At 62.1% G+C, this 21,820-nt stretch carries 20 protein-coding genes and 1 pseudogene; 11 read left to right on the forward strand and 10 right to left on the reverse strand.

From position 1 onward, the window contains the following. Positions 1-157 precede the first annotated feature (157 nt). The 3 genes from AAGS40_RS24935 to AAGS40_RS24945 form a co-directional block, all read right to left on the reverse strand. Positions 158-586, reverse strand: a complete 429-nt coding sequence (locus AAGS40_RS24935) for a cytochrome c (RefSeq protein WP_345817128.1) — start codon at positions 584-586, stop codon at positions 158-160. After that, positions 579-2,171 carry a flavin monoamine oxidase family protein gene (locus AAGS40_RS24940; protein ID WP_345817129.1) on the reverse strand — a complete coding sequence of 531 codons (1,593 nt, stop codon included), beginning with the start codon at positions 2,169-2,171 and terminating at the stop codon, positions 579-581. The genes AAGS40_RS24935 and AAGS40_RS24940 overlap by 8 nt, the downstream gene beginning before the upstream one ends. A 128-nt stretch (positions 2,172-2,299) precedes the next feature. Then, positions 2,300-3,226, reverse strand: a complete 927-nt coding sequence (locus AAGS40_RS24945; protein WP_345817130.1) for a LysR family transcriptional regulator — start codon at positions 3,224-3,226, stop codon at positions 2,300-2,302. Between the two features lie 141 nt (positions 3,227-3,367). Here AAGS40_RS24945 and AAGS40_RS24950 point away from each other — a divergent pair, with 141 nt between their 5' ends. The 3 genes from AAGS40_RS24950 to wrbA all read left to right on the forward strand — a co-directional run bounded on the left by AAGS40_RS24950 (position 3,368) and on the right by wrbA (position 5,287). Further along, positions 3,368-4,123, forward strand: a complete 756-nt coding sequence (locus AAGS40_RS24950; RefSeq protein ID WP_345817131.1) for an SDR family oxidoreductase — start codon at positions 3,368-3,370, stop codon at positions 4,121-4,123. Positions 4,124-4,223: 100 nt separating this feature from the next. Continuing rightward, the gene (locus AAGS40_RS24955) at positions 4,224-4,664 is read left to right on the forward strand and encodes a nuclear transport factor 2 family protein (protein ID WP_345817132.1); all 441 of its coding nucleotides are present in this window, start codon (positions 4,224-4,226) and stop codon (positions 4,662-4,664) included. A 23-nt stretch (positions 4,665-4,687) separates the two neighbouring features. Continuing rightward, positions 4,688-5,287 (forward strand): NAD(P)H:quinone oxidoreductase, encoded by a 600-nt coding sequence (gene wrbA / locus AAGS40_RS24960; RefSeq protein WP_345817133.1) that lies wholly within the window; start codon positions 4,688-4,690, stop codon positions 5,285-5,287. Between the two features lie 172 nt (positions 5,288-5,459). Here the strand turns inward: wrbA and AAGS40_RS24965 are convergent, their stop codons facing one another. Further along, positions 5,460-6,302 (reverse strand): SHOCT domain-containing protein, encoded by an 843-nt coding sequence (locus AAGS40_RS24965; RefSeq protein WP_345817134.1) that lies wholly within the window; start codon positions 6,300-6,302, stop codon positions 5,460-5,462. 328 nt (positions 6,303-6,630) lie between these two features. On the opposite strand from AAGS40_RS24965, the gene AAGS40_RS24970 reads away from it, so the two are divergent. Beyond that, entirely contained in the window at positions 6,631-7,845 is a 1,215-nt protein-coding gene (locus AAGS40_RS24970) for a mechanosensitive ion channel domain-containing protein (RefSeq protein WP_345817135.1), read from the forward strand. 98 nt (positions 7,846-7,943) lie between these two features. On the opposite strand, the gene AAGS40_RS24975 is transcribed toward AAGS40_RS24970, so the two are convergent. The 3 genes from AAGS40_RS24975 to AAGS40_RS24985 form a co-directional block, all read right to left on the reverse strand. Further along, positions 7,944-9,623 carry an ATP-binding cassette domain-containing protein gene (locus tag AAGS40_RS24975; protein ID WP_345817136.1) on the reverse strand — a complete coding sequence of 560 codons (1,680 nt, stop codon included), beginning with the start codon at positions 9,621-9,623 and terminating at the stop codon, positions 7,944-7,946. Between the two features lie 516 nt (positions 9,624-10,139). Beyond that, positions 10,140-10,652, reverse strand: a complete 513-nt coding sequence (locus AAGS40_RS24980) for a cupin domain-containing protein (protein ID WP_345817137.1) — start codon at positions 10,650-10,652, stop codon at positions 10,140-10,142. A gap of 27 nt (positions 10,653-10,679) precedes the next feature. After that, entirely contained in the window at positions 10,680-11,084 is a 405-nt protein-coding gene (locus AAGS40_RS24985; protein WP_345817138.1) for a hypothetical protein, read from the reverse strand. Positions 11,085-11,734: 650 nt separating this feature from the next. Between AAGS40_RS24985 and AAGS40_RS24990 the strand changes: the two genes are divergently transcribed. Further along, entirely contained in the window at positions 11,735-12,304 is a 570-nt protein-coding gene (locus AAGS40_RS24990) for a hypothetical protein (RefSeq protein ID WP_345817139.1), read from the forward strand. A 54-nt stretch (positions 12,305-12,358) separates the two neighbouring features. Here the strand turns inward: AAGS40_RS24990 and AAGS40_RS24995 are convergent, their stop codons facing one another. The 3 genes from AAGS40_RS24995 to AAGS40_RS25005 form a co-directional block, all read right to left on the reverse strand. Beyond that, entirely contained in the window at positions 12,359-12,703 is a 345-nt protein-coding gene (locus AAGS40_RS24995; RefSeq protein WP_345817140.1) for a response regulator, read from the reverse strand. A 638-nt stretch (positions 12,704-13,341) separates the two neighbouring features. Next, on the reverse strand, positions 13,342-14,649 hold the full coding sequence (locus AAGS40_RS25000) for an MFS transporter (protein ID WP_345817141.1): 1,308 nt from the start codon (positions 14,647-14,649) through the stop codon (positions 13,342-13,344). 131 nt (positions 14,650-14,780) lie between these two features. Continuing rightward, the gene (locus AAGS40_RS25005) at positions 14,781-15,554 is read right to left on the reverse strand and encodes a putative hydro-lyase (RefSeq protein ID WP_345817142.1); all 774 of its coding nucleotides are present in this window, start codon (positions 15,552-15,554) and stop codon (positions 14,781-14,783) included. Between the two features lie 229 nt (positions 15,555-15,783). On the opposite strand from AAGS40_RS25005, the gene AAGS40_RS25010 reads away from it, so the two are divergent. The 6 genes and pseudogenes from AAGS40_RS25010 (at position 15,784) to AAGS40_RS25035 (ending at position 21,716) form a co-directional block, all read left to right on the forward strand. Continuing rightward, the gene (locus AAGS40_RS25010; protein ID WP_345817143.1) at positions 15,784-16,716 is read left to right on the forward strand and encodes a LysR family transcriptional regulator; all 933 of its coding nucleotides are present in this window, start codon (positions 15,784-15,786) and stop codon (positions 16,714-16,716) included. Between the two features lie 174 nt (positions 16,717-16,890). Continuing rightward, positions 16,891-17,130, forward strand: a pseudogene (locus tag AAGS40_RS25015) (hypothetical protein); the annotation flags it as partial. A 107-nt stretch (positions 17,131-17,237) separates the two neighbouring features. After that, positions 17,238-18,821, forward strand: coding sequence for a HAMP domain-containing sensor histidine kinase (locus AAGS40_RS25020; RefSeq protein WP_345817144.1), 1,584 nt, complete (start codon positions 17,238-17,240; stop codon positions 18,819-18,821). After that, positions 18,803-20,188, forward strand: coding sequence for a sigma-54 dependent transcriptional regulator (locus AAGS40_RS25025; protein ID WP_345817145.1), 1,386 nt, complete (start codon positions 18,803-18,805; stop codon positions 20,186-20,188). Before AAGS40_RS25020 ends, AAGS40_RS25025 begins: the two co-directional genes overlap by 19 nt. 140 nt (positions 20,189-20,328) lie before the next feature. Further along, entirely contained in the window at positions 20,329-21,123 is a 795-nt protein-coding gene (locus tag AAGS40_RS25030; protein ID WP_345817146.1) for a hypothetical protein, read from the forward strand. A gap of 26 nt (positions 21,124-21,149) precedes the next feature. Beyond that, complete coding sequence (locus AAGS40_RS25035; protein ID WP_345817147.1) at positions 21,150-21,716, forward strand: hypothetical protein; 567 nt, start codon at positions 21,150-21,152, stop codon at positions 21,714-21,716. The last annotated feature ends 104 nt before the right edge of the window (positions 21,717-21,820 follow it).

A 21,820-nucleotide genomic window follows, 5' to 3' on the forward strand; every position in this document is an offset into this window, starting at 1 on the left:
CCTGCCAGAAGGGAGCGGTCTGACGGGTTCGTCCGTGCCCGGTCGCGCGGCAACGTACTGCATGCCGAGCCAGGCGGTTATCACAGCGTGTTCACGGTGTGTTCACGTCGGATGACCGGGTCGAGCACGCTGCGGGAGAAGTCGGCTCACAGCCCTGTCATTGGGCTTCGCGCAAGCCTTTGACCTGACTCGGCGTGACGGTTTCAGGGAATCGATTCCCGAAATGGGTTCTCGTATAGTTGACGACGGCGGCGACCTGCTCGTCGTTCATCGCGTCGCCAAACGACGGCATGCCTTTGCGTCCGTGCAGCACGTTGTTAATGACATACGGTGCCGCACCGACTGCGGGGTTACCGGCGAGCGCCGGATAACGACCCGCACCCTCTGCGCCTTTTCCGTCCGGCATATGGCATCCTGCGCAGCTGGCGTTGTAGAGCGCTTCGCCGGTTTGCTCGGTAAAGCGGTCGCCCGGCGAAATCGTGAAAGCGTGCGATGCGTGCCCGGCCGCAGGCTGGGCCGGAACGGTCGTGGTTGCCATCAGCAAAGCTATCAGCATCCCGCCTGGGATGATCGGCAGCTCAATCATTGACGATTCTCCGATGCAGCCGTGTGATCGCATCCAGCGACGACAATACTGCGCCTTCCTGCCACGCCGGAATATGGGAGGCGTGCTCGCCAGCCAGGACGACTCGCCCGTCAATCTGACAGAGATTCGCGTAGTGCTCCTTTCTCAACGCATCCGTCCATGCGGCGAAGCAGCCATTCGTGAAAGGTGAGCGGCTCCAACTCATGGCAAAACCGTTCTGGTATTCGCGCGCATACTGCGGATGAATCTGGCTGCCCTGGCTTAACGCCTCGGCGATCCGCTCCGCGGGCGGCAGTGCCCCCATCTCGTAACTCGCGGGCCCCCACATGTAGGCGCCGAGCAGCACCGCCGGACCGGTCGAGCCATACCCGGTCGACGGATAGCCGATCGTCGAGATAGGCAGATCAGTATGCGTGATGCCGCCGTAAATCTGTTCGTCCTCTTCCCAGAACCGGCGGCCAAATTGCAACCCGACCTTGACCGATGTCTCGTAGGGCACCGCGCTGATCGCGGCGCGCATCGATGCGCCGACCTGAACGTCGATCTGACTCAGAATCGAAAGGGGAATCGTGCACACCAGCCAATCGGCGTGGGCGGTGCGCTCGCTTTGCGTGGCCGTGTCGGTATAACGCACGCTGACGCGTTGCTCGTCCTGCAGGATGGCCGTGACTTTGGCGTTCAATACGACGGCGTTCGCCACTTGCGAATAAAGCGCATGAGCAATCCTGTCCATGCCGCCGACGGGCTGGAAAAGGGTGCTTTGGAAGTCCTGCTCGTTGCCGGATGAGAGCCACTGCCACAAACGCGAGGCGAGCAACGCGTCGCGCGGGAGCAGATTCGACGGCACGGCTGCAGGCATCAGGCCGCCGCCTTGCGCAACCGCGAAACCGCGGCGTGCGCTGCTTCGCAGGCCCGCCTGGTAGCGGCCATCCCGACCGAGCGCTCCCCATTGGCGCAGCGAGTCGAGAAGCAGATGCGCGTCTTCGGCTGACAACGCATCGTCGAGTGTGTGTTCGTGGACGGCTTTGGACAGCAGTTCCGCGACGTAGCCCTGGTAGTCACTCTGTACTGTACGGAATCGTTGCGGCTTGCCGTCGAACGCTTCGCTCGAATGCAGGTACGCGTTGTAATTGACCTGGATGAACGGTTCGAGGGGTACGTTCAGGCGTTTTGCGTAGTCCAGCACGCCCTGATGGTGATAGGGAATGCGCCACGGTCCGGGGTTCAGATAGAGCCCGTCCGCGAATTCACAGGATTGAGCGGCACCGCCGAGTTCCGTATAGCGGTCGCCGCCTCGCACAGTCCACGCGCGGCCGCCTGCACGGTCGTTGTATTCGAGAACCTGGACGCGATAGCCCGCATTTCTCAGCTCATAGGCTGCGACGAGGCCGGCCATGCCCGCACCGAGCACGAGAATGCGCGTCCCTCGGGGCGCGCCCTCCAGTCTGAGCGGACCGGCGTAGGTGGAGGTCGCGGCGAGCCCTAACGCACCCATGCCTTGCATCATGGCGGCTGCGCCCAGGTTCCTGCCGATCAGCGTCAACAGGTGGCGGCGGCTCATTGCACGGGGAGTCGTTTTCGACATAGGGACGCGGTGCTCCTGTTGGGCCGCCATCAAGACGGTATGGAGAGAGCGAGCGGCGCCTGCTCAGGCGCGACCCATACCCGTGAAGACATGGGGGTAGTCCGTTAAGCCGGCGATATTCATTGACGTTACCACGGCGCAGCGGGCGCGCTGTCGTACGGCCTGAAGACTTCGATAACCCAGTCCACGAACACCTTCAGCCGGGCGCTGTTGTACTTCGATTGCGGAAAGACGATATGCATCGGGTGGAGGGGCCGGCTCCATTGCGGCAGGACCTGGACGAGATCGCCGTTATCGAGCCACGGCTGCGCCATGAACGAAAACGTCTGTCCGACGCCCAACCCGCTGACGAGCGATGTGAGATGAGCCGTGCTTTCGTTCACGAAGACACCTCTGGCGCCTTTCGGATCAACCGTAATGGTCTCCTCGCCCTGCTCGAACAAAAGCGTAAATACGCGACCGCTCAACGAAGAAAAATAGCCTACCACCTCGTGGTGCGCGAGCAGATCGTCGGGATGCGATGGCGTGCCGCGTTCGGCAAGATAGCCGGACCCTGCATAGGTTCCCCATTCGAGCCCGGCGAGGCGTCGCGCGACCAGCGAGGTATCGGTCAGCTCACCGCCTCTGATGACACAGTCCACGCCCTCACCGATCAGATCAACCTGGCGATCGCTCACCCCTACGTCGAGCTGTATGTCGGGGTAGCGCCTGCGGAAAGCCGGCAGGTGCGGAAGCAGGATCAGGTTGGCCAGAGACGAGCCGATGTCGACGCGGATGCGGCCGCGCGGTTTGCCGCGAGAGTCGGCGAAAAGCCCGTCCATCTCTTCGATATCTGCAAGAAGCTTGACCGCGTTCTGGTAGTAGATCTGACCTTCTTCGGTCACGACCACGCGGCGGGTGGAACGCTGAAAAAGCTTCACACGAAGATGCGTTTCGAGTTCCTGAATGAGCTTTGAGACGGTGGCTCGCGGCACGTTCAGCGCGTCGGCCGCTTTGCTGAAGCCCCCGGACTCGGCAATCCGCACGAAGACGCGCAACGCCTGCAACTGATCCATTGATGGTTCCTGTCGAGCTGAAAGACCAGTGTAGCGATTATCCATGCATGTGGAAAATCAAATCGTTGGACGGGGGTTTTTCGCCTCCTCACTGTCTTCTATCGTTACACCCATCGACACTTGATATCCCGGAGCAAAATCATGAGCAACAAGCTGGCAGGTAAGGTAGCACTGGTCACCGGCGGTACGAGCGGTATCGGCCTCGCAGCAGCGCAGGACCTCGCCGCAGAAGGCGCGAAGGTGTACATCACGGGTCGCCGTCAGCCGGAGCTGGATGCCGCAGTCGCCGCGATCGGCCACGGCGCTCGCGGCGTGCGGGGCGATGTCACCGTTGCAGAAGACCTCGACGCAGTGTTCGCCGACATTCGCAACGCCGAAGGGCGCCTCGATATTCTCTTCACCAACGCGGGTGGCGGCACGATGGCGCCGCTGGGCGATATCTCCGAGCAACATTTCGACGACACCTTCAATCGCAATGTCCGTGCGGTCGTGTTCACGGTGCAAAAAGCACTTCCGCTCATTCAGAAAGGCGGCTCGATCATCCTGATGGGTTCCATTGCCGGGTCGACGGGTACGGCGGCATTCAGCATTTACAGCGCCTCGAAAGCGGCGGTTCGGGCACTCGCCCGCAGCTGGGTGCTCGATCTGAAAGAGCGCGGCATCCGTGTGAACGTGGTGAGCCCAGGCTCAACGCGCACGATCGGTCTGGCGGAGCTCGGCGGCGACACCAGGGAAGGTCAGGACGGTCTGCTGGGCTACCTGGCGTCGCTCGTGCCGATGGGCCGCCTCGCTGACCCGTCCGAAATCGCCAAGGTGGTGACGTTCCTTGCATCGGACGATTCGAGCTTTATCAACGGCGCAGAGATTACGGCCGATGGTGGTCAGGCACAGGTCTGACGGACCAATCGTTCGCAATGCCTCGCGAGCCCCGGCCAGGCGTGTGTCGAGCCGGGCTCCGGGGCCTAGAACGCTTGTGACTTCATTCGCGGAGTAGAAAATGGCAATGACAGCATCGCTTCTCAGCCAGTCCAACGAGCCTGTAAGGAATCCGAAGGCCGCTGCGGCACTGTTCGCCGACGACGGCATTATCGAGCTTCCCTCTCTCGCGAGTCTCGGACCGACGACTGGCGCTTCAGGGCCTGCAGCTATCGAAAACTTTATGGCGCCCTTGCTAAACAAAGTGCCCGATTTCAGGTTCAATAACGTGCAGAGTCTCATCGACCCACCCGGGCAGGCATTCGGTGAGCATTTGGCTGAAGCGCTCGTGCGGTCGGCAGGGAAGCTCGACAGGGCGATGTATGCTGGTCGCCTGGTTGCCGAAAACGGAAAGATCAAGCCGTTTCGGGAATCGCTTGATACCGTTGCAGCGCAAGAAGCGCTCAGTCCTGCCGTTTTTCAAGACACAGGCAGAAGCAAGGAGAAGTTGTCAGTCCCTTAACGTCACATTTGCTGGAGAGAGTCATGGCACGCGTTCTCGTTCTGTATTACTCCACGTACGGCCACATCGAAACGATGGCGAACGCGATCGCCGAAGGCGCGCGAAGCGCCGGAGCGGTCGTCGATGTCAAACGGGTTCCGGAGACGGTGCCTCGTGAAATCGCCGAGAAGAATCACTTCAAGGTCGATCAGGCCGCCCCGGTCGCAACCGTTGCCGATCTGGAGAACTATGACGCGATCGTGCTCGGCACCGGTACGCGTTATGGCCGCATGTCGTCGCAGATGGCCGCATTCCTCGACCAGACGGGCGGCCTCTGGCTTCGCGGCGCGCTCAATGGCAAGGTGGGAGCAGCGTTTGTGTCGACGGCAACGCAGCATGGCGGCCAGGAGACCACGCTTTTCTCGCTGATTACCAACCTGATGCATCTGGGGATGGTGATTGTCGGCCTCCCGTACAGCCACCAGGGCCAGATGACGCTGTCAGAAGTGGTGGGCGGCGCGCCGTACGGTGCGACGACGATTGCCGGCGGCGACGGCTCGCGTCAGCCGAGTGAAATCGACCTCGAAGGCGCCCGCCATCAAGGCAAACTCGTCGCGCAGACCGCGGCCAAACTGTTCCCCTGACAACGAAGGAACGGAGCGCCGACGGAACAATACTGCTTAAGCGGTGCTCCGGTGATGCTCCAGTAAGCCGGGCGGGCGTAACCGCTCGACTGGCTGCGCATGCATGCGGCGGCCAACGGTGGGACGTTGTCCGGACGCGGCCCAGCAGCAACCCGGCCGCGTCACGCCGTGTTCACAAACGGCTCAGGAGCTCTGTTTTTTTCGCAGCGTACTCGTCGTCGCTGAGAACACCCTTCGCGTGCAGTTGAGCGAGCTTTTCAATGGTGGCAAGCGTGTCTGGCTCGCCGCGAGCACCCGAGTGAGTGCTCGCCGGTTCGTTGCGCACCGTCGGCGATGCCGGGTGGGAGACTCCGCCGGCTGCGACAACCGGCAGGCTGGCGACAGCAACCTTCCCTTGCTGGCTTTCAAATGTGAGCGATGCACCGTGGGACTGCTGCTGTGAGAACCCATTGATCCGATGGTCGCCCGTGTCGTAGACCGTCACTTTGCCGTTCACTTCGATCGCAAGACGCCGGGCCTCGCTGAAGAAAGCATAGCGGACGTCGTTTTGTGCACCGCTGCTGTTGGGCCGCCCCAGTTCAGCGGGCCACCAGTCGTTCGACGCGCCTGGAGCGGCCGGTACGAACAGACTCGGCGAACCGGTTGAGTCGTGCTGTGCATCGCTGCTCCCGTCGTCGACACCCGCTTCGTACGGCGGCGCGTTGTGGGTCTGCGACTGGGACTGGAAGCTGCCGCTCCCCATCATTCCCGGCTGCTGCGCAATCAGACTCGAGAGCGCCAGACAGAGCTGATCGACCCGCGCCTTCAAATGGTGGTTGAACATGTCGGAGACCATCGTCATGCCCCCGCGCATCCACTGGCCTGAGCCGCCGAACTCCGGGTGACTGAACTGGGCCATGCCGCCGCCGCCGCGAATCACCGACGCAAGCATGCTCATGACTGCCTCCGTGCTGAATCCGTGACGCTCGGCCAATTGTTCGATCAGTTGCTGGCCGGCAGGGGTGAGCTTTTGCATTTTGCGATCCTCTCTGGGTTGACGACGACAGCAGGCGTAATCGGTTCGCAGTGTCGATGCGCGACGGCGCACCGTTAGTGGCGTGGCGTGGCATGGCGTGTCGACCCGGCCTAAGTTATCCACGAAACTGCTTTTACGCAAGAGCCGGATATTTGCTGTGGGACGCTAGAATGACCTGCGTGCGATACCCGTGGCACCAGGCGTGGCCTCGCTGGCCTCAGAGCGGTGACGTGTCAGCGCCGGGCGACGCTCAATCGACGTAGCGTGCAAGTCAGGACCACAAACCGTATTAGACCGGCGAAGTCAATGTCCCGCAAATGGAGAGGCTATGTTCGACAAGGCGCTGCGTATAGAAAGCGGACCGAGCTGGCACCAGTTCCATGTATATACCGATAGCGAGTTCGTCGCGATACTTCTGGTTGCGGCCCTGCTGCTCGCGATTCTGCTGGCGAGTGCTCTCTGCTACTACCTGACGCGCTGGGTCATGCTGGCGATTGTCGGACACCTCGCCCGCAGGGAAGAGTTCAAGTGGCTTCGCGCGGCTGAGCGCCACAAAGTCTTTCATCGGCTCGCGCCGCTCGTACCCGCCGCGATTGTTTACGCGGCCACGCCGATGCTGTCCGGTCTGACGTTCCCGCTCATCGCCGCGCTTGGACATCCGCTCGCGATCCTTGCGGCCTGCTACATGGTCTACACGTTATTGCGCGCCGCGCTCGCGCTTCTCGACAGCGTCAGCGAGCGCTACAGTCACTTTCCATCGTCGGGCGAGCGGCCGATCAAAAGCTTCCTGCAGATCGCCACCATCGTACTGTACGTGATAGCGCTGATTGCCACGATCTCGGTGCTGCTGGAGCGTTCGCCCGCTTACTTTCTCACCGGCCTCAGCGCGATGACAGCGCTTCTTATCATCATTTTCCGCGATTCGCTGCTCGGCTTCGTGGCGAGCATCCAGCTTACTGCGTACGACATGCTACGAGTGGGGGACTGGATCGAAGTGCCGGGCTTCGTCGCTGATGGCACGGTGATCGACATTGCACTCAACACGATCAAGGTGCAGAACTTCGACAATTCAATCGTCATGCTGCCGAGTTACGTGCTGCTCACTAACAGCGTGAAGAACTGGCGCGGCATGAGCGAGTCCGGTGCACGACGCGTCAAACATGCCATTCATTTCGACGCCGATACCGTTAGCTTTGCCGATGAGGCGTTCCTTGCCCAATTACGTAGCGGCATCGGTCAGCCGCATTTCGCACGCACTCCTGACGACGGACTGCGCCGCACGAATCTCGGCCTGTATCGTCTCTATCTGACCGCCTATTTCCGTGACCATCCCGCAGTACGTCACGACATGCCACTCGTGGTCCGCCAGCTACAGGCCAGCCAGCCTGTCGTCGCGCTGGAGATCTTTCTCTACGTCGGCGAGACCCGTTGGGAGCGTTACGAAGAACTGCAGTCGGACATGCTCGACCACGCTTACGGACTTGTACCGCTGTTCGGATTGCGCTGCTGGCAGGAGTCGGCCCTATCAGCCAGGAAGCTGTAGTCGCAGGCGCCGAGGGACGTGCGATGTCGAGCTGGCGTCTGCAACGTTACTGAGGCGCTTGGCGGACTTGTTGAGTTTAAAGACGCCAAAGCACTCGCTCAGGCGATGACCTTTTGCTCTCCAGCGGCCTGCTCGCGCATCCGACGCGCCTCGTCGCGCAGAAACTGCTGGTAATCGTCCAGATCGCCGTCGAAAGGCTCGACGCCGCCCTTGGTCACGAGCCAGAACTCGTCACATACCGCGCGCAGCAGCGACCGGTCGTGACTGACCAGCGTGACCGTGCCTTCGAATTCGTTAAGTGCGATGCCTAGCGCCTCACGTGTGGACAGGTCGAGGTGGTTGGTCGGCTCGTCGAGCAGCAGCAGGTTGGGGCGCTGCCACACGATCATGCACAGCACGAGCCGCGCCTTTTCGCCGCCGCTCATCGTGCCGACTGCCTGATGGACCATGTCACCACTGAAATTGAACGTGCCGAGGAACGTGCGAAGCGATTGTTCAGTGCCGCTTTGACCCGGAGCGCGCAGATGCGCCGGCGTGTCTTTGGCAAGCCGGATCATGTGTTCGAGCGGCGTATCGAGAGGACGCAGCACGTCGAGTTCCTGCTGCGCGAAGTAGCCGATGTTCAGGCCTTTGCCTTCACTGATCTCGCCGGCAATGGGCGCCAGCTCGTGCGCGACCGTCTTCACCAGCGTGGACTTGCCTTGTCCATTGGCGCCGAGAATGCCGATACGCTGGCCAGCCAGCACGGAGCGGTTGATGCCCCGCACGATGACCGTCGGCGGGGTGTCCGGCGCCGCGTCGGTGGGCGCGGGGTAGCCGAAGCTCGCGTCGAGCATCGACAGCAGCGGATTGGGGACGTTGAGCGGCTCCTTGAACTCGAAGGTGAATTCTGCGTCGGCCAGCACCGGTGCGACCTTTTCCATGCGTTCGAGCGCCTTGACCCGGCTCTGCGCCTGTTTCGCCTTCGAGGCCTTCGCCTTGAAACGGTCGATGAACTTCTGCAGGTGGGCGATCCTGTCCGCCTGCCTTGCCATGGCGGCCTGCTGCAACAGCAACTGCTCGGCGCGCATCTCTTCGAACTTGCTGTAGTTGCCGCCATAACGCACGAGCCTGGCGTTGTCGACGTGCACCGTCACCTGCGTCACGGCATCGAGGAATTCGCGATCGTGGCTGATCACGACCATGGTGCCCTGGTAGCGCTTGAGCCATGCTTCCAGCCAGACCAGTGCGTCGAGGTCGAGGTGATTGGTCGGCTCGTCGAGCAGCAGCAGGTCAGACGGGCACATGAGTGCGCGCGCCAGTTGCAGGCGCATACGCCAGCCGCCGGAAAAGCTGTTGACCGGCTGGTCAAGCTGCGCGGCACTGAAGCCAAGACCGAGGATGAGCGACTGGGCACGCGCGGGGGCGTCGTGGGCACCAGCGTCATGCAGGGCCATGTAAGCGTGCGCCATGCGCATGCCGTCGTCGCTCGCCTCAGCGGCGGCTACTTCGGCTTGCGCGGCCAGCAGTACGGTGTCACCCTCGATGACGAAATCGGTGGCGCTCTGGCCGGTTTCCGGCATCTCCTGCGCGACCTGGCCCATTCTCCACGCGGTGGGGATCGAAAACTCGCCACTGTCTTCGTGCAGCGTGCCGTTCAGCAGGCCGAAAAAGGATGACTTCCCGGCGCCGTTGCGACCGACCAGACCAATCTTTTCGCCAGGTGTAAAGGTGACGGATGCGTTGTCGAGTACGACATTGACGCCACGGCGCAGCGTGACATTACGGACGGAAATCATAAGGAGCGACTTCAAGGAGGACAGGCATGATAGCCGACTGGGATGACAGGGCTGCATTTTTCTACGTTGCGCCAGACGGCGCAGCGCTGCCTGCATTGGCCGCCGCGCTCACCGGTCACAGCAGGAAACGCGTGCCGGTGCATCGGCGAGGTTGGCCTCAAGCGCAACGAACGGGTATCCGGGTGAACGTGCTGTCGCCGAGGGCGACGGCGGCGTGGCGCAACGCTGATCCGCTACGGCCGCCGGTCCCGCCGTTCGTGATGGAAGCGCGCAGCGGGTGGCAAACGACGACGCACCAAGGGAGAACTGCGCGCCTGCCGGGAAACCGGTCTCGCCGATCACGCTTGGTAGCCTTGCTGAAGCTGGACTGCTAGTCGAGGGGCGTGAGAACAGCCGCGGTTGATTAATCCCCGGGGACCTGGCCTAGTTCGACTAATCAATCTTTCTGTCGACGCCCTATAGCGAAATCGCGGCGGCCGCGAGTCCGAAGATGACGCGCCGCATCGGGCCACAGATTTATACGGCGCGTGCCAACGGTTTGTCCGGCTCGGCCATGCGCATGTCTACCGGGCCGATTCCGCAGATGGCGATCGTTGCCGGCTCCGGTTCGCCGCGCGGAACGCCATCGTAGTGCCAGGTTCTCGCAACGCGCCGGACGAAAGTGCCGGCCGGCACGGGGACGGTGTGTCCGGGATCGAAGTCCGCGCCGCTGTTGATCCACCATGTGCCTGACACCACTACGCACAGACGATCCGTTGCATAGTTGTGCGGCGCGCTCATGTAGCCGGGATACCAGCGTAGTAGCGCATAGTAGATGCCTTCCTTCTCGGGACTGCTGTAGAGGAATGCGCTTTCGACGCTTCTGGGCGGCGCATTGCCTTGGGCGACAAACTTGATATTTTCGGGCAGCGTATACATGCTCTGGCTGGTGTCGATCGTGCTGGACTCGGCCCGGCCGGCCATCAGCAGCGACGCCATGCCTCCCAACATTGCCAGCATTTCGCGTCGGTTAATACCGTCTCCGGCCATTGAAACCTCCTCAGTCGCGCATTGTGTTCAGGATTTCGAGTTCTGATCGAGCGTGTCGCGCGGGATAAAGACGCGGGGCTCGTAGGCGGGAAGAATAATGGTGGCGCCTCCAGGGGTCACGCTGACATGGCAAGTCTGCTCGATCTGCTTGCCGCGCCTGTAGACGAACGCACCGGGGCCGCCATCACATTCAGGCGCATGTTCAAGAAGACGCATTTCACGTCCGTTCGACATCGACTGCGTGACCACGAACCCCTCGGCATAAACCGTGGACATCGCGGCCAGGGCGGCCAAGCCTGATACGAATCTGACTATCTGCATGGATGTGAATCCCGGGGTCGGCTGCGCGAGTCGCGCTCGGCACCGCCGTGCTACAGCAACGGCGAACACCACGATATTAGACCGCGATGCTTTCAACTTTTCGTCGGACATACCTGCGTGCCGTCAACCGATTGAAGCGGCGCGTACCACGTTGTGCTCATTGCGGATACACGTTGCGGTTCACTGGCCGCTGCGCCTTGGGCCGCGATCAGGACTGTTGACATCGCTGTTTGCGCCACTGTTTGTACCCTTGTTCAAACCGTTCATCTTGCTGGTGTCAGAACGCTCGGGCGCAAGGTTGCGCGCGGCCGAGACGTCAGGCTCCGTGCTATTCGAAGCGTCACGGTTTGTCCCATCGGTAGATGCCTTCGGAGCGACGTCGCCACTGTTAGCGGTCCCGCTAGCATGAGCGAAGGGTGCGGCTGACAGCAGCAGTACCAGCATCGAAAAGAAAATCTTGCGTGGAGATTTCATGGCTCGCCTTCAGCGAAAGTGGTGAGTGAGCGTTTGCTGCTCACATCAGGATCGCGCGCAAGCGACATGCCCTGGCGGCGTAAAAGAGCACACGAAAATAAAGCTCCGGCGTGGAAGGGACGAAGACCCGTGTCGCGGTGACCCGGGGTTAGCCGACAGAAAAAAAGAAGGCGCTTGCCCGCGACAGAGCTCAACTGAAAGACCGGGTCCAGATTATGCGGTGCTGTGCGTAGGCAGCCCTCCAATCCTCTTAGGTCTCCCTATTCACGCAAATTACAGGATCTCCCATGTCTCTGATCATTGCAGGCCGATTCAACACCTTCGAGAAAGCCGAAGGCGCATCGCGCAGACTTCAAGCCGTGGGTTTTACGAAGGAAGATCTTTCCATCGTCTATGTGACTGAGCACGGGCAGCATGCGCGAACCCCGATTGGTGGGGACGCGATGACCGATCATGGCTCGAAGGAAGCACCCAAAGGCGCGGGCAAAGGTGTCTTCGTCGGACTGCTGCTCGGAGCAGGTGTTGGGGTAGCGATCCGTTTCGGGCTTCACGCGTCGTGGTTTGCGATTCCGATCGCCACGGGTGTCGGTGCTTATCTCGGTTCTCTATCGGGCGCGATGTCGCATACGAAGGGTTCGAAACCCGAATCGCAGACGTCGTTGGACAATTTCGAGAACGCGCGCCAATCGGGCGTGTTGATCGCCGTACACGCCGGGCCGGAAACCGCCGACACGGCCGTGGCGACGCTAAAAGAATGCGATGCGATGGACATCGAGCACGCGTCCGGCCTTTGGCAGCAAGGTGCGTGGGCGGACTTCGATCCGACCAAGGCACGTGAGCCGGTAGCGGGCGTGTGACATGCACGCCATTCTGGACACGTGCCCTGTATGGATAAACACGGGCGTTGCCGGCTACGACGTCAGCAGATCTTCAAGCCGGTCGAACTGAAGCGGCTTCAGCACATAGCCGTTGAAGTCGCCAAGACTGACGTTCTGTTCCAATCCGACATAGCCAGTCATGGCGAGGATTTGCGAGTGTCGCGACGCGCCCTCGCGGCGCATGTCGGCGCAGACGTCCCGACCGTCGGCGTCGCCTAGTTGCAAGTCGAGGAGGATGAGGTCGAAATTGGTAGCGTGCGCAAGCTCAACCGCAGTTGCGCTATCGTATGCGACTGATGCTTCATGCCCCATTGTTTTTACAAGGGCGGCCAATGCATCGGCCGAATCCGGGTCGTCATCAACAAACAGGACATTCAAGACATATCTCCGTGGACAGTGAGCCCGCCAAAACCTACATATTATGGCGTTCGCCGTACTTTTGCACCGTGCAGCGTTGAACTGGCCTCAGAAAATACATCTGTCGAGCGCTTTTGCAGTCGAACGCGATCGCCATGCCCACTCAGTCGACGCGATGTCGTCGTTCGGGATTCGCCCGTCCCGATGTCCACACGTGTCCGAATAAGCTGTTCGTGATGCTGCAGTCTGCAACGCGCGGCGCCCAGTCGGGCGCAGCGCGCCGGTGTGCGCGAAGGCGACTGTCTCCGGTAAGTCGATTCGGCCCATTCGTATGGGCATGACCTCGTCTTGAAACTTAGCAAACCTAAAGTTGTGATATTTTTTCTCGCGTATCTCCGCTCATTCGTCGACGAAGAACGAGGACACGTTTCGCTTCAGATTGCCACGCTCGCAATCAGCTTCATTGGAGCGAGCCTGGCACGGCCTCTCTTGCTGCCATCATCGCAAAAAACAGGTTGGTGAGTCAGGAAATCCAAGCGTGAGATGCGCTGCCTGAATTGACTGATTCGACGCCTGAGTTTCGCAAAGGGTCGCTCGACAAGTAAATCCGACAACGGCCGGCGTAACGGCTTGCAGCACATGACGATGCAAACGTGCGGTCACGCCGATTCGAGTTCGCGGCCGCGCGTCTCCGGTAACGTCAGCGCGGCAATAATCAGCACGCCATAGGCCGCCACCGCGAATATGCCGATACTCGCGCCGAGGCCGAACCGGCTCGACAGCGTACCGATCAGCACCGGGAAAAGCGCGCCGACCGCGCGGCCAACGTTGTAGCAAAAGCCTTGGCCCGAACCGCGCACGCGGGTTGGAAAGAGTTCAGTGAGGAACGCGCCCATGCCCGAAAAAATGCCCGATGCGAAGAAACCCAGCGGAAATCCAAGCCACAGCATCGATGCATTGGTGAGCGGCAACGACGTGTACGCGAACGCGATCGCCATTGAACCGAGCGCGAACAGGATGAAGTTCGGCTTGCGGCCAATTCTGTCCGTGAGCCACGCACTGCATAGATAACCCACATACGAACCGGCGATGATCATCGCCAGATAGCCGCCCGTGCCCATCACCGTGAGATGACGCTCGGTCTTCAAAAACGTTGGCAGCCATGTCGTGATCGCGTAGTAGCCTCCCTGAGCGCCGGTGGTGAGAAGGGCGGCGCGCAATGTCGTGGAAAGCAGTCGGGGTGCGAAGATTTCGGTAAAGCGCGGCTTATCCTGAGCATGCGTGTGGCGAACCCTGGCCTGCTCGAATACTTCTGGCTCTTTCACATAGCGGCGGATAAACAGTACGAGCAAGGCCGGCACGAGTCCGATGAGGAACAGCACGCGCCACGCGATGTCAGGCGCCATCACCGAGAACAAAACCGCGTAGAGCAGGGCAGCCAGGCCCCAGCCGAGCGCCCAGCCCGACTGGACGAGGCCGACCGCCTTGCCGCGGTCGCGTGCCCGGATCACTTCGCCGATCAGCACTGCGCCCGCTGTCCATTCGCCGCCGAAGCCGAAGCCCATCAGCGCGCGGGCCGTGAGCAGCTGGCCATAGTTTTGCGCGAGACCGCACAGCGCGGTGAATACGGCGAACCACAGCACGGTAAGCTGCAACGTGCGGACGCGACCGATGCGGTCGGACAGTATGCCCGCGATCCAGCCGCCCAGCGCGGACGAAAGCAGCGTCATGGTGCCGATGAAGCCTGCGTCGGCGAGCGAAATGTGCCAGACCGACACGAGTGTCGGAATCACGAAAGACAGCATCTGCGTGTCCATGCCGTCGAGCACATAGCCGACCTTGCAACTCCAGAATGCGCGACGTGCGCGCGGACCGGCTTCCGCATACCAGGAAAGGGGCGGGCTGCCCGTTGTCGCCGCCATGTGGGCGGCATCGTCGACGCCTCGCGCGACTGTTTTGCTGTCCATCTGTTGCTCCTGTGGATCGACGCATGAGTAATCAGCAAAGCCGCGCAAGCGCAAAGGGATGCGTCATTCCCTCCGGCCAGTGGCCGGATGGCTTCGGGATGCGGTGAAGCTGGCGCTGCGCCGCGGCGCGCTCAGAAGATCGCGAGCGATGCGTTGGTGATGTCTGTCATCAGCATGTGGCCGGGCGCGTGCGCAATGGCGAGCGGCAGCTTCGCGGCCATCAGCGCCGTTTGCGGCGTCACGCCGCATGCCCAGTACACCGCGAGTTCGCCTGCGCGGATCGTCACCGCGTCGCCAAACTCCGGGCGTGCAAGATCGGCGATGCCGAGTTCTTCCGGATCGCCGATATGCACGGGCGCACCATGCACACCCGGAAAACGGCTCGTGATCTGCACCGCGCGAATCGCGTCGGCGCCGCGCAGCGGGCGCATCGATACGACGAGTTCGCCGCCAAACACGCCGGCCCGCCGGTTCGGAATGTGAGTGCGGTACATCGGTACGTTACGGCCCTCTTCGACGTGGCGCAGTCCGATACCTTCCTTGGCGAGCATGTGCTCGAACGAGAACGAGCAGCCGATCGCGAATACGACGAAATCATCCTGCCAGAGGGCTTCGATCGATTCGACGCGCTCGTGAAGGTTGCCGTCGCGGTAGACGTTGTACGCAGGCACGTCGGTGCGGATATCGATGTCGCGGCCAAGCACCGGTACGCGAAAGTCGCCGGGCTCGCCCACGCCCAGCAGCGGACACGGCTTCGGATTGGCATGACAGAAACGCAGAAAATCGTGCGCGTGTGAGGCGGGCAGAATCGCGAGATTCGCCTGCGCGTAGTCGCCGCACTGGCCGGCCGTCGGGCCGCGAAAGTCGCGATGACGTACGGCCTGGCGGAATTCGAATGGCGTCATGGTGTTGGCGTTCTCTTGCGGGTTGTTCGGGTTGGCGTGCGGTGCAGGTCATTGGCGTCAAGCGCCCTTTCTTGTGCTTGGGTCAAAGCATAGAAAGGAAGAAAATCTGACGCTAACTAGTTTTCCTTGCGCCAGTTGAATAGAATTTCTTAACGGAATTGCGGGTTTTCCCGAATCACGTTGAGTTTTTTGGAGCCGTTCTTCTTCCCGTTTTTTGGTCCTTCCGGCTATGAACACCCGCTTTCTGGAAACCTTCGTCACGCTGGCCAAGCTGCGCAGCTTTCGCACCACGGCGACAGCGTTGCACGCCACGCCTGCCGCGATCTCCCAACGTCTGAAAGCACTGGAAGACGAGCTGCGGACCGTCCTCGTCGATCGCGAGAGCCGCGAGTTCCGGCTCACAGCGAACGGCGAATACCTGCTCGGCTATGCAAAGGCGGTGGTCGAAGCGACGCGCCAGTTGCAGGCCGCCGCGTCGAACGAAGGCGCGATGCGCGGCAAACTGCGACTCGGCGTGATCGAGACGGTCGTCCACAGCTGGCTCGCCGACTACATGCGACGCCTGTCACACGATTTCCCGCAACTCGAGGTGGAGTTGGCCGTCGACGTCAGCGTCGTGTTGCAGCGTCGCCTGATGGCGGGCGAGCTGGATCTGATCATTCGGGTGGAGGGCAGCGACGAGGAATCCGTCGTGTGCGACGCGCTTGCAAACTATCCGGTGCACTGGATTGCTCGCGCGGGACTGCTGCCGCTTTCGCGCAGCGGCCTCGCGAGGCGCGTACTGCGTCATCCAATCCTCACCTTTGGACGCGGCACGGCACCGCACCGCGCGCTGGAGGACATCGTCAGCAAACTCGCGCTCGCGAACAGCGTGCCGCTCTCGGATACGCGCATTACCGGTTCGCCGTCGATCTCGGTGATTGTACAGTTGGTGCGCGATGGTTTCGGCGTGGCGGCCATTCCTCGTCTGTTCGTCGCCGATTTCATCGCGCGCGGAGAAGTGGTGGAGTTGCCGCTGCAGCCCTTGCCGCCGTCAATCGTGGTGTCGATGTCGCGCCGTGCGGATGCGCCACTGTTTGTGCACGGCGCGGCGAACGCGGCACGTGCGGCCTGCCACGAATACTGTGAGTCGGGGGATCGGCGCCTGATTGAACGCTTGTGACCGCGAAATGCGGTGCCGGAAGACACCTTCATGCGTGACGCGAATGAGCCGCTAAGTGCCCTGATCTTGTACTCGGCTGGGAGTCTCGGTCATCACAACACTTATATCCATAAGAAAGTGGCATGAGTTTTGCAACCGGGAGCGTGGCAATTCATCACTCACCAGGGAAAAAAAATGAAATTGAGAATTCTCGCGCTGGCAGCATGTGCACTTTCGCTATCGACAATCAGCGCCGCGAACGCTGCCGGTTGCCTGAAGGGTGCCGCTGCGGGCGGCGTGGCCGGCCACTTTGTCGGAAGCGGCCATGCCGTGCTCGGAGCGGCTGGCGGCTGCGTCGTGGGACACCACATGGCTAGCAAAAAGGCGAAAGAAGACGCACAACGTGCGCAGGCGCAACAGGCACAGCAGGCGCAACAGGCGCAACAGGCGCAACAGGCGCAACAGGCGCAACAGGCGCAAGCTACCCAGCAAGCTCAGCCGCAGACGAGATAGCGCTGCGGTCGCGCGGTGAGCCACCCACGATGAAGCGGATTCCCTTCGCGACGCAGCTTGTGCTTCTTTGGGCCCTCGTTGCCGTTATCTGCGTGCTGCTCGCCGGGATCATCTGGCTATTGTTCCAGACGGACCAGAGTCGGCAGATCGCTATCGCCAGTCAGCAGGCCACCGTGGCCTGCGAGCATGTCGCAGCGCGCTATTCGCTCTCCCGCCAGTTCGCGGGCGACGCTTACGACACGGACCTGATGCATGCGGTCCTCGACACTGTGCTGATCCAGGCGCCCAAGGTCGAAGGCGGTTTCTGGGAAGACAGCGAAAGCGGGACGGCCGGTTCGAGCCCGCCCGCACGTCCGATGGCCGGTCCGCAGGCTCACGTGGAGCCCGCTGCGCCGCCGAGACCTTCTCGTGGCTTCCTCGCGTACTCGTTCCCTACGTATGAAGGTAGCGGCGTCAAGCGCGACATCCCGGAGGCGGAGACACCGCTGATACTGCGGGCACTGCGCCAGGCCGCATCCGGACATGGGCCGGTCAATGACTCCGTGCCCGGTGGACAGGGTGCAACGGTGGGTGCCGCGTGCCCGGTTGCCGGAAGCCGGGGGCTGTATGCCTGGACCCTCACTCGGGCCCAGGCTCCGCTTGGGCCGTACGGTCATGTGCTCGTGCTGTCGCTCGCCGTGGTCCTGACGGGCATCCTTGTCATTGCTTTGCTTCTTGGAATCGCGTTGCGACGTTGGCGCAACAGTCTGTCCGCACTCGAGCGCAGTTTATCGCCCGATACGGCGGCTTCTTTTGTCAGCCTTGCGGCGGTGGGAGAGCCGGATCTCGACAAGATCATCGTCGCCGTCAACGGCTTCGCTGCGCGATCCAGCGCGTCGCAGGCGCGCGCCGCCGCACTCAGTGAAAAGCTGCTGCAGGCAGAGCGCTTCTCGTCGCTTGGCAAGCTCGCTGCGCAGGTGGCGCATGAAATCCGTAACCCACTTGGCGCGGTAAGGTTGAAACTGGAGAACATCCTCGCGCACGACGGCGACGCACACCACTCGGCGCTCGTGTCGGCACTGGGTCAGGTGGAGCGCATTGAAACCCAGGTGTCGAGTTTGCTCGCGTTGACGCAGCCCGTGGCATTGGCGCCGAGACCCATGAACGCGGCAGAATGGGTGGCGTCGACGGTCAATACGCATGACGAGCAGGCGAGGATGAAAAGCGTCACGCTGTCGCTCGACGTCGCCTGCCTGAACGAAGCGCCACGGGCCGGGGAAGAGGATGCGCCGCAGTTCGACCCGGTACAGATGGCAAGAGCGCTCGATAACCTTATTCTGAACGCAATCAGGCATGCACCGGTCGGCGGACGGGTGACCGTCAGCGCTCGACAGGTTGCGCGTGACGACAGCCGCATGCTGCGTATCGCCGTTGTCGATAATGGGCCAGGCGTGCCGGCGGCGGACCGCGAGCGTATTTTCGAGCCCTTCGTCACGGGCCGTCCGGACGGCTCGGGCCTCGGCCTTGCCGTTGCCCGCGAAGTCGCCACCGCCCACGGTGGCAGCGCGTATCTGGCGGAAACTGAGAACGGCGCGTGTTTCGTCATTGAGGTCCCATGGCACACATACTCGTAGTGGACGACGATGATGGCTTCCGCGAGGGGCTGGTCGAAACGCTGGTTGACCTTGGGCATACGGTCGAAGAAGCGATCACCGGCGAAGAGGCGCTGGAAAAGGTCGGGAGCAGTCGTGAACCATTGACCTGCATGTTCCTCGACTTCCGTCTGCCGGGCATGGACGGTCTTGCAGTCCTTGAAGCTTTGCAGCGGAGCACGCCCGGCACGGCGCTGCCAGTGGTGATGCTGACAGGCTTCGCATCGAGCGATAACACCATCGGCGCAATGACACTCGGCGCATTCGACCACCTGACGAAGCCGGTCGGAAGACAGGCGATACAGTCGCTGATCGAGCGTATCGTCTCATCGACGGAAACCGGCGAGACGTCGGGGGAGCGATTGCCTCCGTTCAGCGTCGAACCGGAGAGCGCGAAGCCGCGGCTGCTGGGTGTGAGTGAGACACTGCGCGAGGTGCAGAAGCAGATCGGACGCGCGGCATCGTCGGACTCAACGGTCCTTCTCCACGGTGAGACGGGTACGGGGAAGGAGGTGGCGGCGCGCGTGCTTCACGATGCGTCCAGGCGTCGGAGCAAACCGTTTATCGCAGTGAACTGTGCGGCCATTCCCGCCGACCTGCTGGAGAGCGAACTGTTCGGCCATGTCAAAGGCGCGTTCACAGGGGCATCCGCGGACCGGGCTGGGTGCTTTGCCTCGGCCGACGGAGGTACGTTACTCCTCGACGAAGTAGGCGACATGCCGCTGCCGATGCAGGCCAAGCTGCTAAGGGTGATTCAGGAACGGCAGATTACGCCAGTCGGATCCAACCGGGCGATCCGGGTCGACATCCGGCTCGTCGCGGCGACCCACCGGAACCTGAAGGCGATGGTCGAAACGGGTGCGTTTCGCGAAGACCTGCTTTACCGGCTCAACATCATCCCTATCGAGCTTCCGCCTCTACGGGAGCGACTCGCCGACATCCTTCCACTTGCCGAACACTTCCTCGCCGAGGCTTCGGCCCGTCGGTCCCGCGACATGCGGTTGTCGGCGCCCGCACAACGGCTGCTGCTCAATTACTCGTGGCCGGGCAATGTCCGTGAGCTGAGAAACGCGATCGAGCGTGCAGGCGCGCTGGCTCCGGGTCCCTCGATCACCGCAGAGGACCTTGCGTTTCTTAGTTCGCAACCACAGGACGATCAGGGAGGCGGCCCGCCGGCGGCGGCACGCTACCTCGAAATGTCACTCCCGGACGCCGTGGAATCACTCGAACGTGCCATGGTGACTCACGCGCTCACGCTTGCGGGCAACAACCGCGCCGATGCGGCTCGGCGGCTCGGCATTAGTCGTCAAACGCTGTACGCGAAGCTCGCGGCGCTCAAGCTCGAATAACGTGTCAAGCGACCCGACGCTGTGTGTCGGCTTGCTTGACAGCCGGCTGGCTCCAGCACGCGCAAAGTGCCAGCCAGCAGGGACTTCCAAAGGTGGCATAGGCTTTGCAATGTTGTCCGTGTCGTTCAACGGAGAGCATCATGGCCTCAAAAATTATCGTCGCCGCGTCGGCCCGCCCCGCGCTCGCTGGCCTAGCCAGTCTGCGCACGAAGCTCGCCCGCGCGATGGGCTTGTCCTTATGCTTCACCACGCTCGCGTGCGCGGCGCAGACACCGCCTGTTCAAGGTCCCGGCATGCCCGTTCCTCCGCCGGTTGCGGGCGGCCCGGCGGGTGGGGCGCAGACCATCGCCCCGCCGCCGCCCGCACCTCAACCGGTGCGTCAGTCAGCCAGTGAAACGGGCACCGTGAGCCGCTTCGTCATCAATCCGGAAGGCGATGTCGACGGCTTTCTGCTCGGCGATGGCTCGCTCGTCCACTTTCCGCCGCACATGAGCGCTCAGCTGGTCGGTGCCATTCATTCCGGCGATCCGGTCAAGATCGTGGGCGTTCGCGACAGCGGGGGCAACATGGCCGCGCAGCAAATCACGAATGAGCGGACGCAACAGCAGGTCGTTGACCAGCCTGCGCCCGTGAATACGATGCGTATGCCGCCGGCATTGCGGGGAGCAGGGCTGGTCAGACTCAGTGTCGAGGGGACCGTCGCGCGCGTCACCACGGCGCCACGCGGAGAGCCTGACGGCGTCATGCTCAGCAATGGAACGATCATCAAAATGCCCCCGCCGGTGGCGCAGCAGTTCGCCAGCCTGATGCGGCCGGACGTGGTGGTTGCGGCCAGTGGCTACGGCACCCGCAATCAGTACGGCGAAGCGCTCCAGGCAACCGCTTTCGGCGCACCTGGAAAGCTGACGCCGCTCTACGACAACACGCCGAATTAATTCTTCTCTTTTCTTGGAGTAGCACCATGCATTGGATTGATCCCGCTTGCCTGCAGGAAACGCGCGGCACGGTCACGCAGTTCCTCCTTAATCCGCACGGAGAGCTGGACGGCTTCATTCTCGACAATGATCGCCAGGTACATTTTCCGCCGCATTTGTCCCGCCCGTTGGCGAAGCACGTCAGCGTGGGTGACAAGGTGCGCGTGCGAGGTGTCAAACCGCGCGGGGCCGACATCGTCGCAGGCGTTCTGCTGACTTCGTCAAAGGGTGTCGAGATTCTCGACGAAGGACCTCATCACGACGGCGACAAGCATGAGCGGCCGCACGTCGAGAAGCGCCCGATGGATGTGATGGGCGAAGTCCAGTTGTCGCTGTACGGGCCGAAAGGCGAGCTGCGCGGCGCGTTGCTGACCGACGGAACATCTGTGCGTATGCCACCGCATGCTGCAGAAGCGTTGTCCAGCTATCTGGAGCCTGGTGCGCACATCCAGGTCTGGGGCCGCGGAGTGAAAAACCGATATGGCGCGTGCATCGAAGTCGACGACATCGCCGAACTGGTCGACGCCGACGACGCGACGGCGACGGGCTATTAAAAGCGACCGCGATCCCTCGGGTGCACGGTAGAAAAGTGCACCCGTGGTAGCCAGCTCCGACTAACCCGCAACGGGAGAATGTCGTGAACCGACCCGCCCGCTCC

Source organism: Paraburkholderia sp. PREW-6R, assembly GCF_039621805.1.
In the GTDB taxonomy this organism is placed as follows: Bacteria; Pseudomonadota; Gammaproteobacteria; order Burkholderiales; family Burkholderiaceae; genus Paraburkholderia.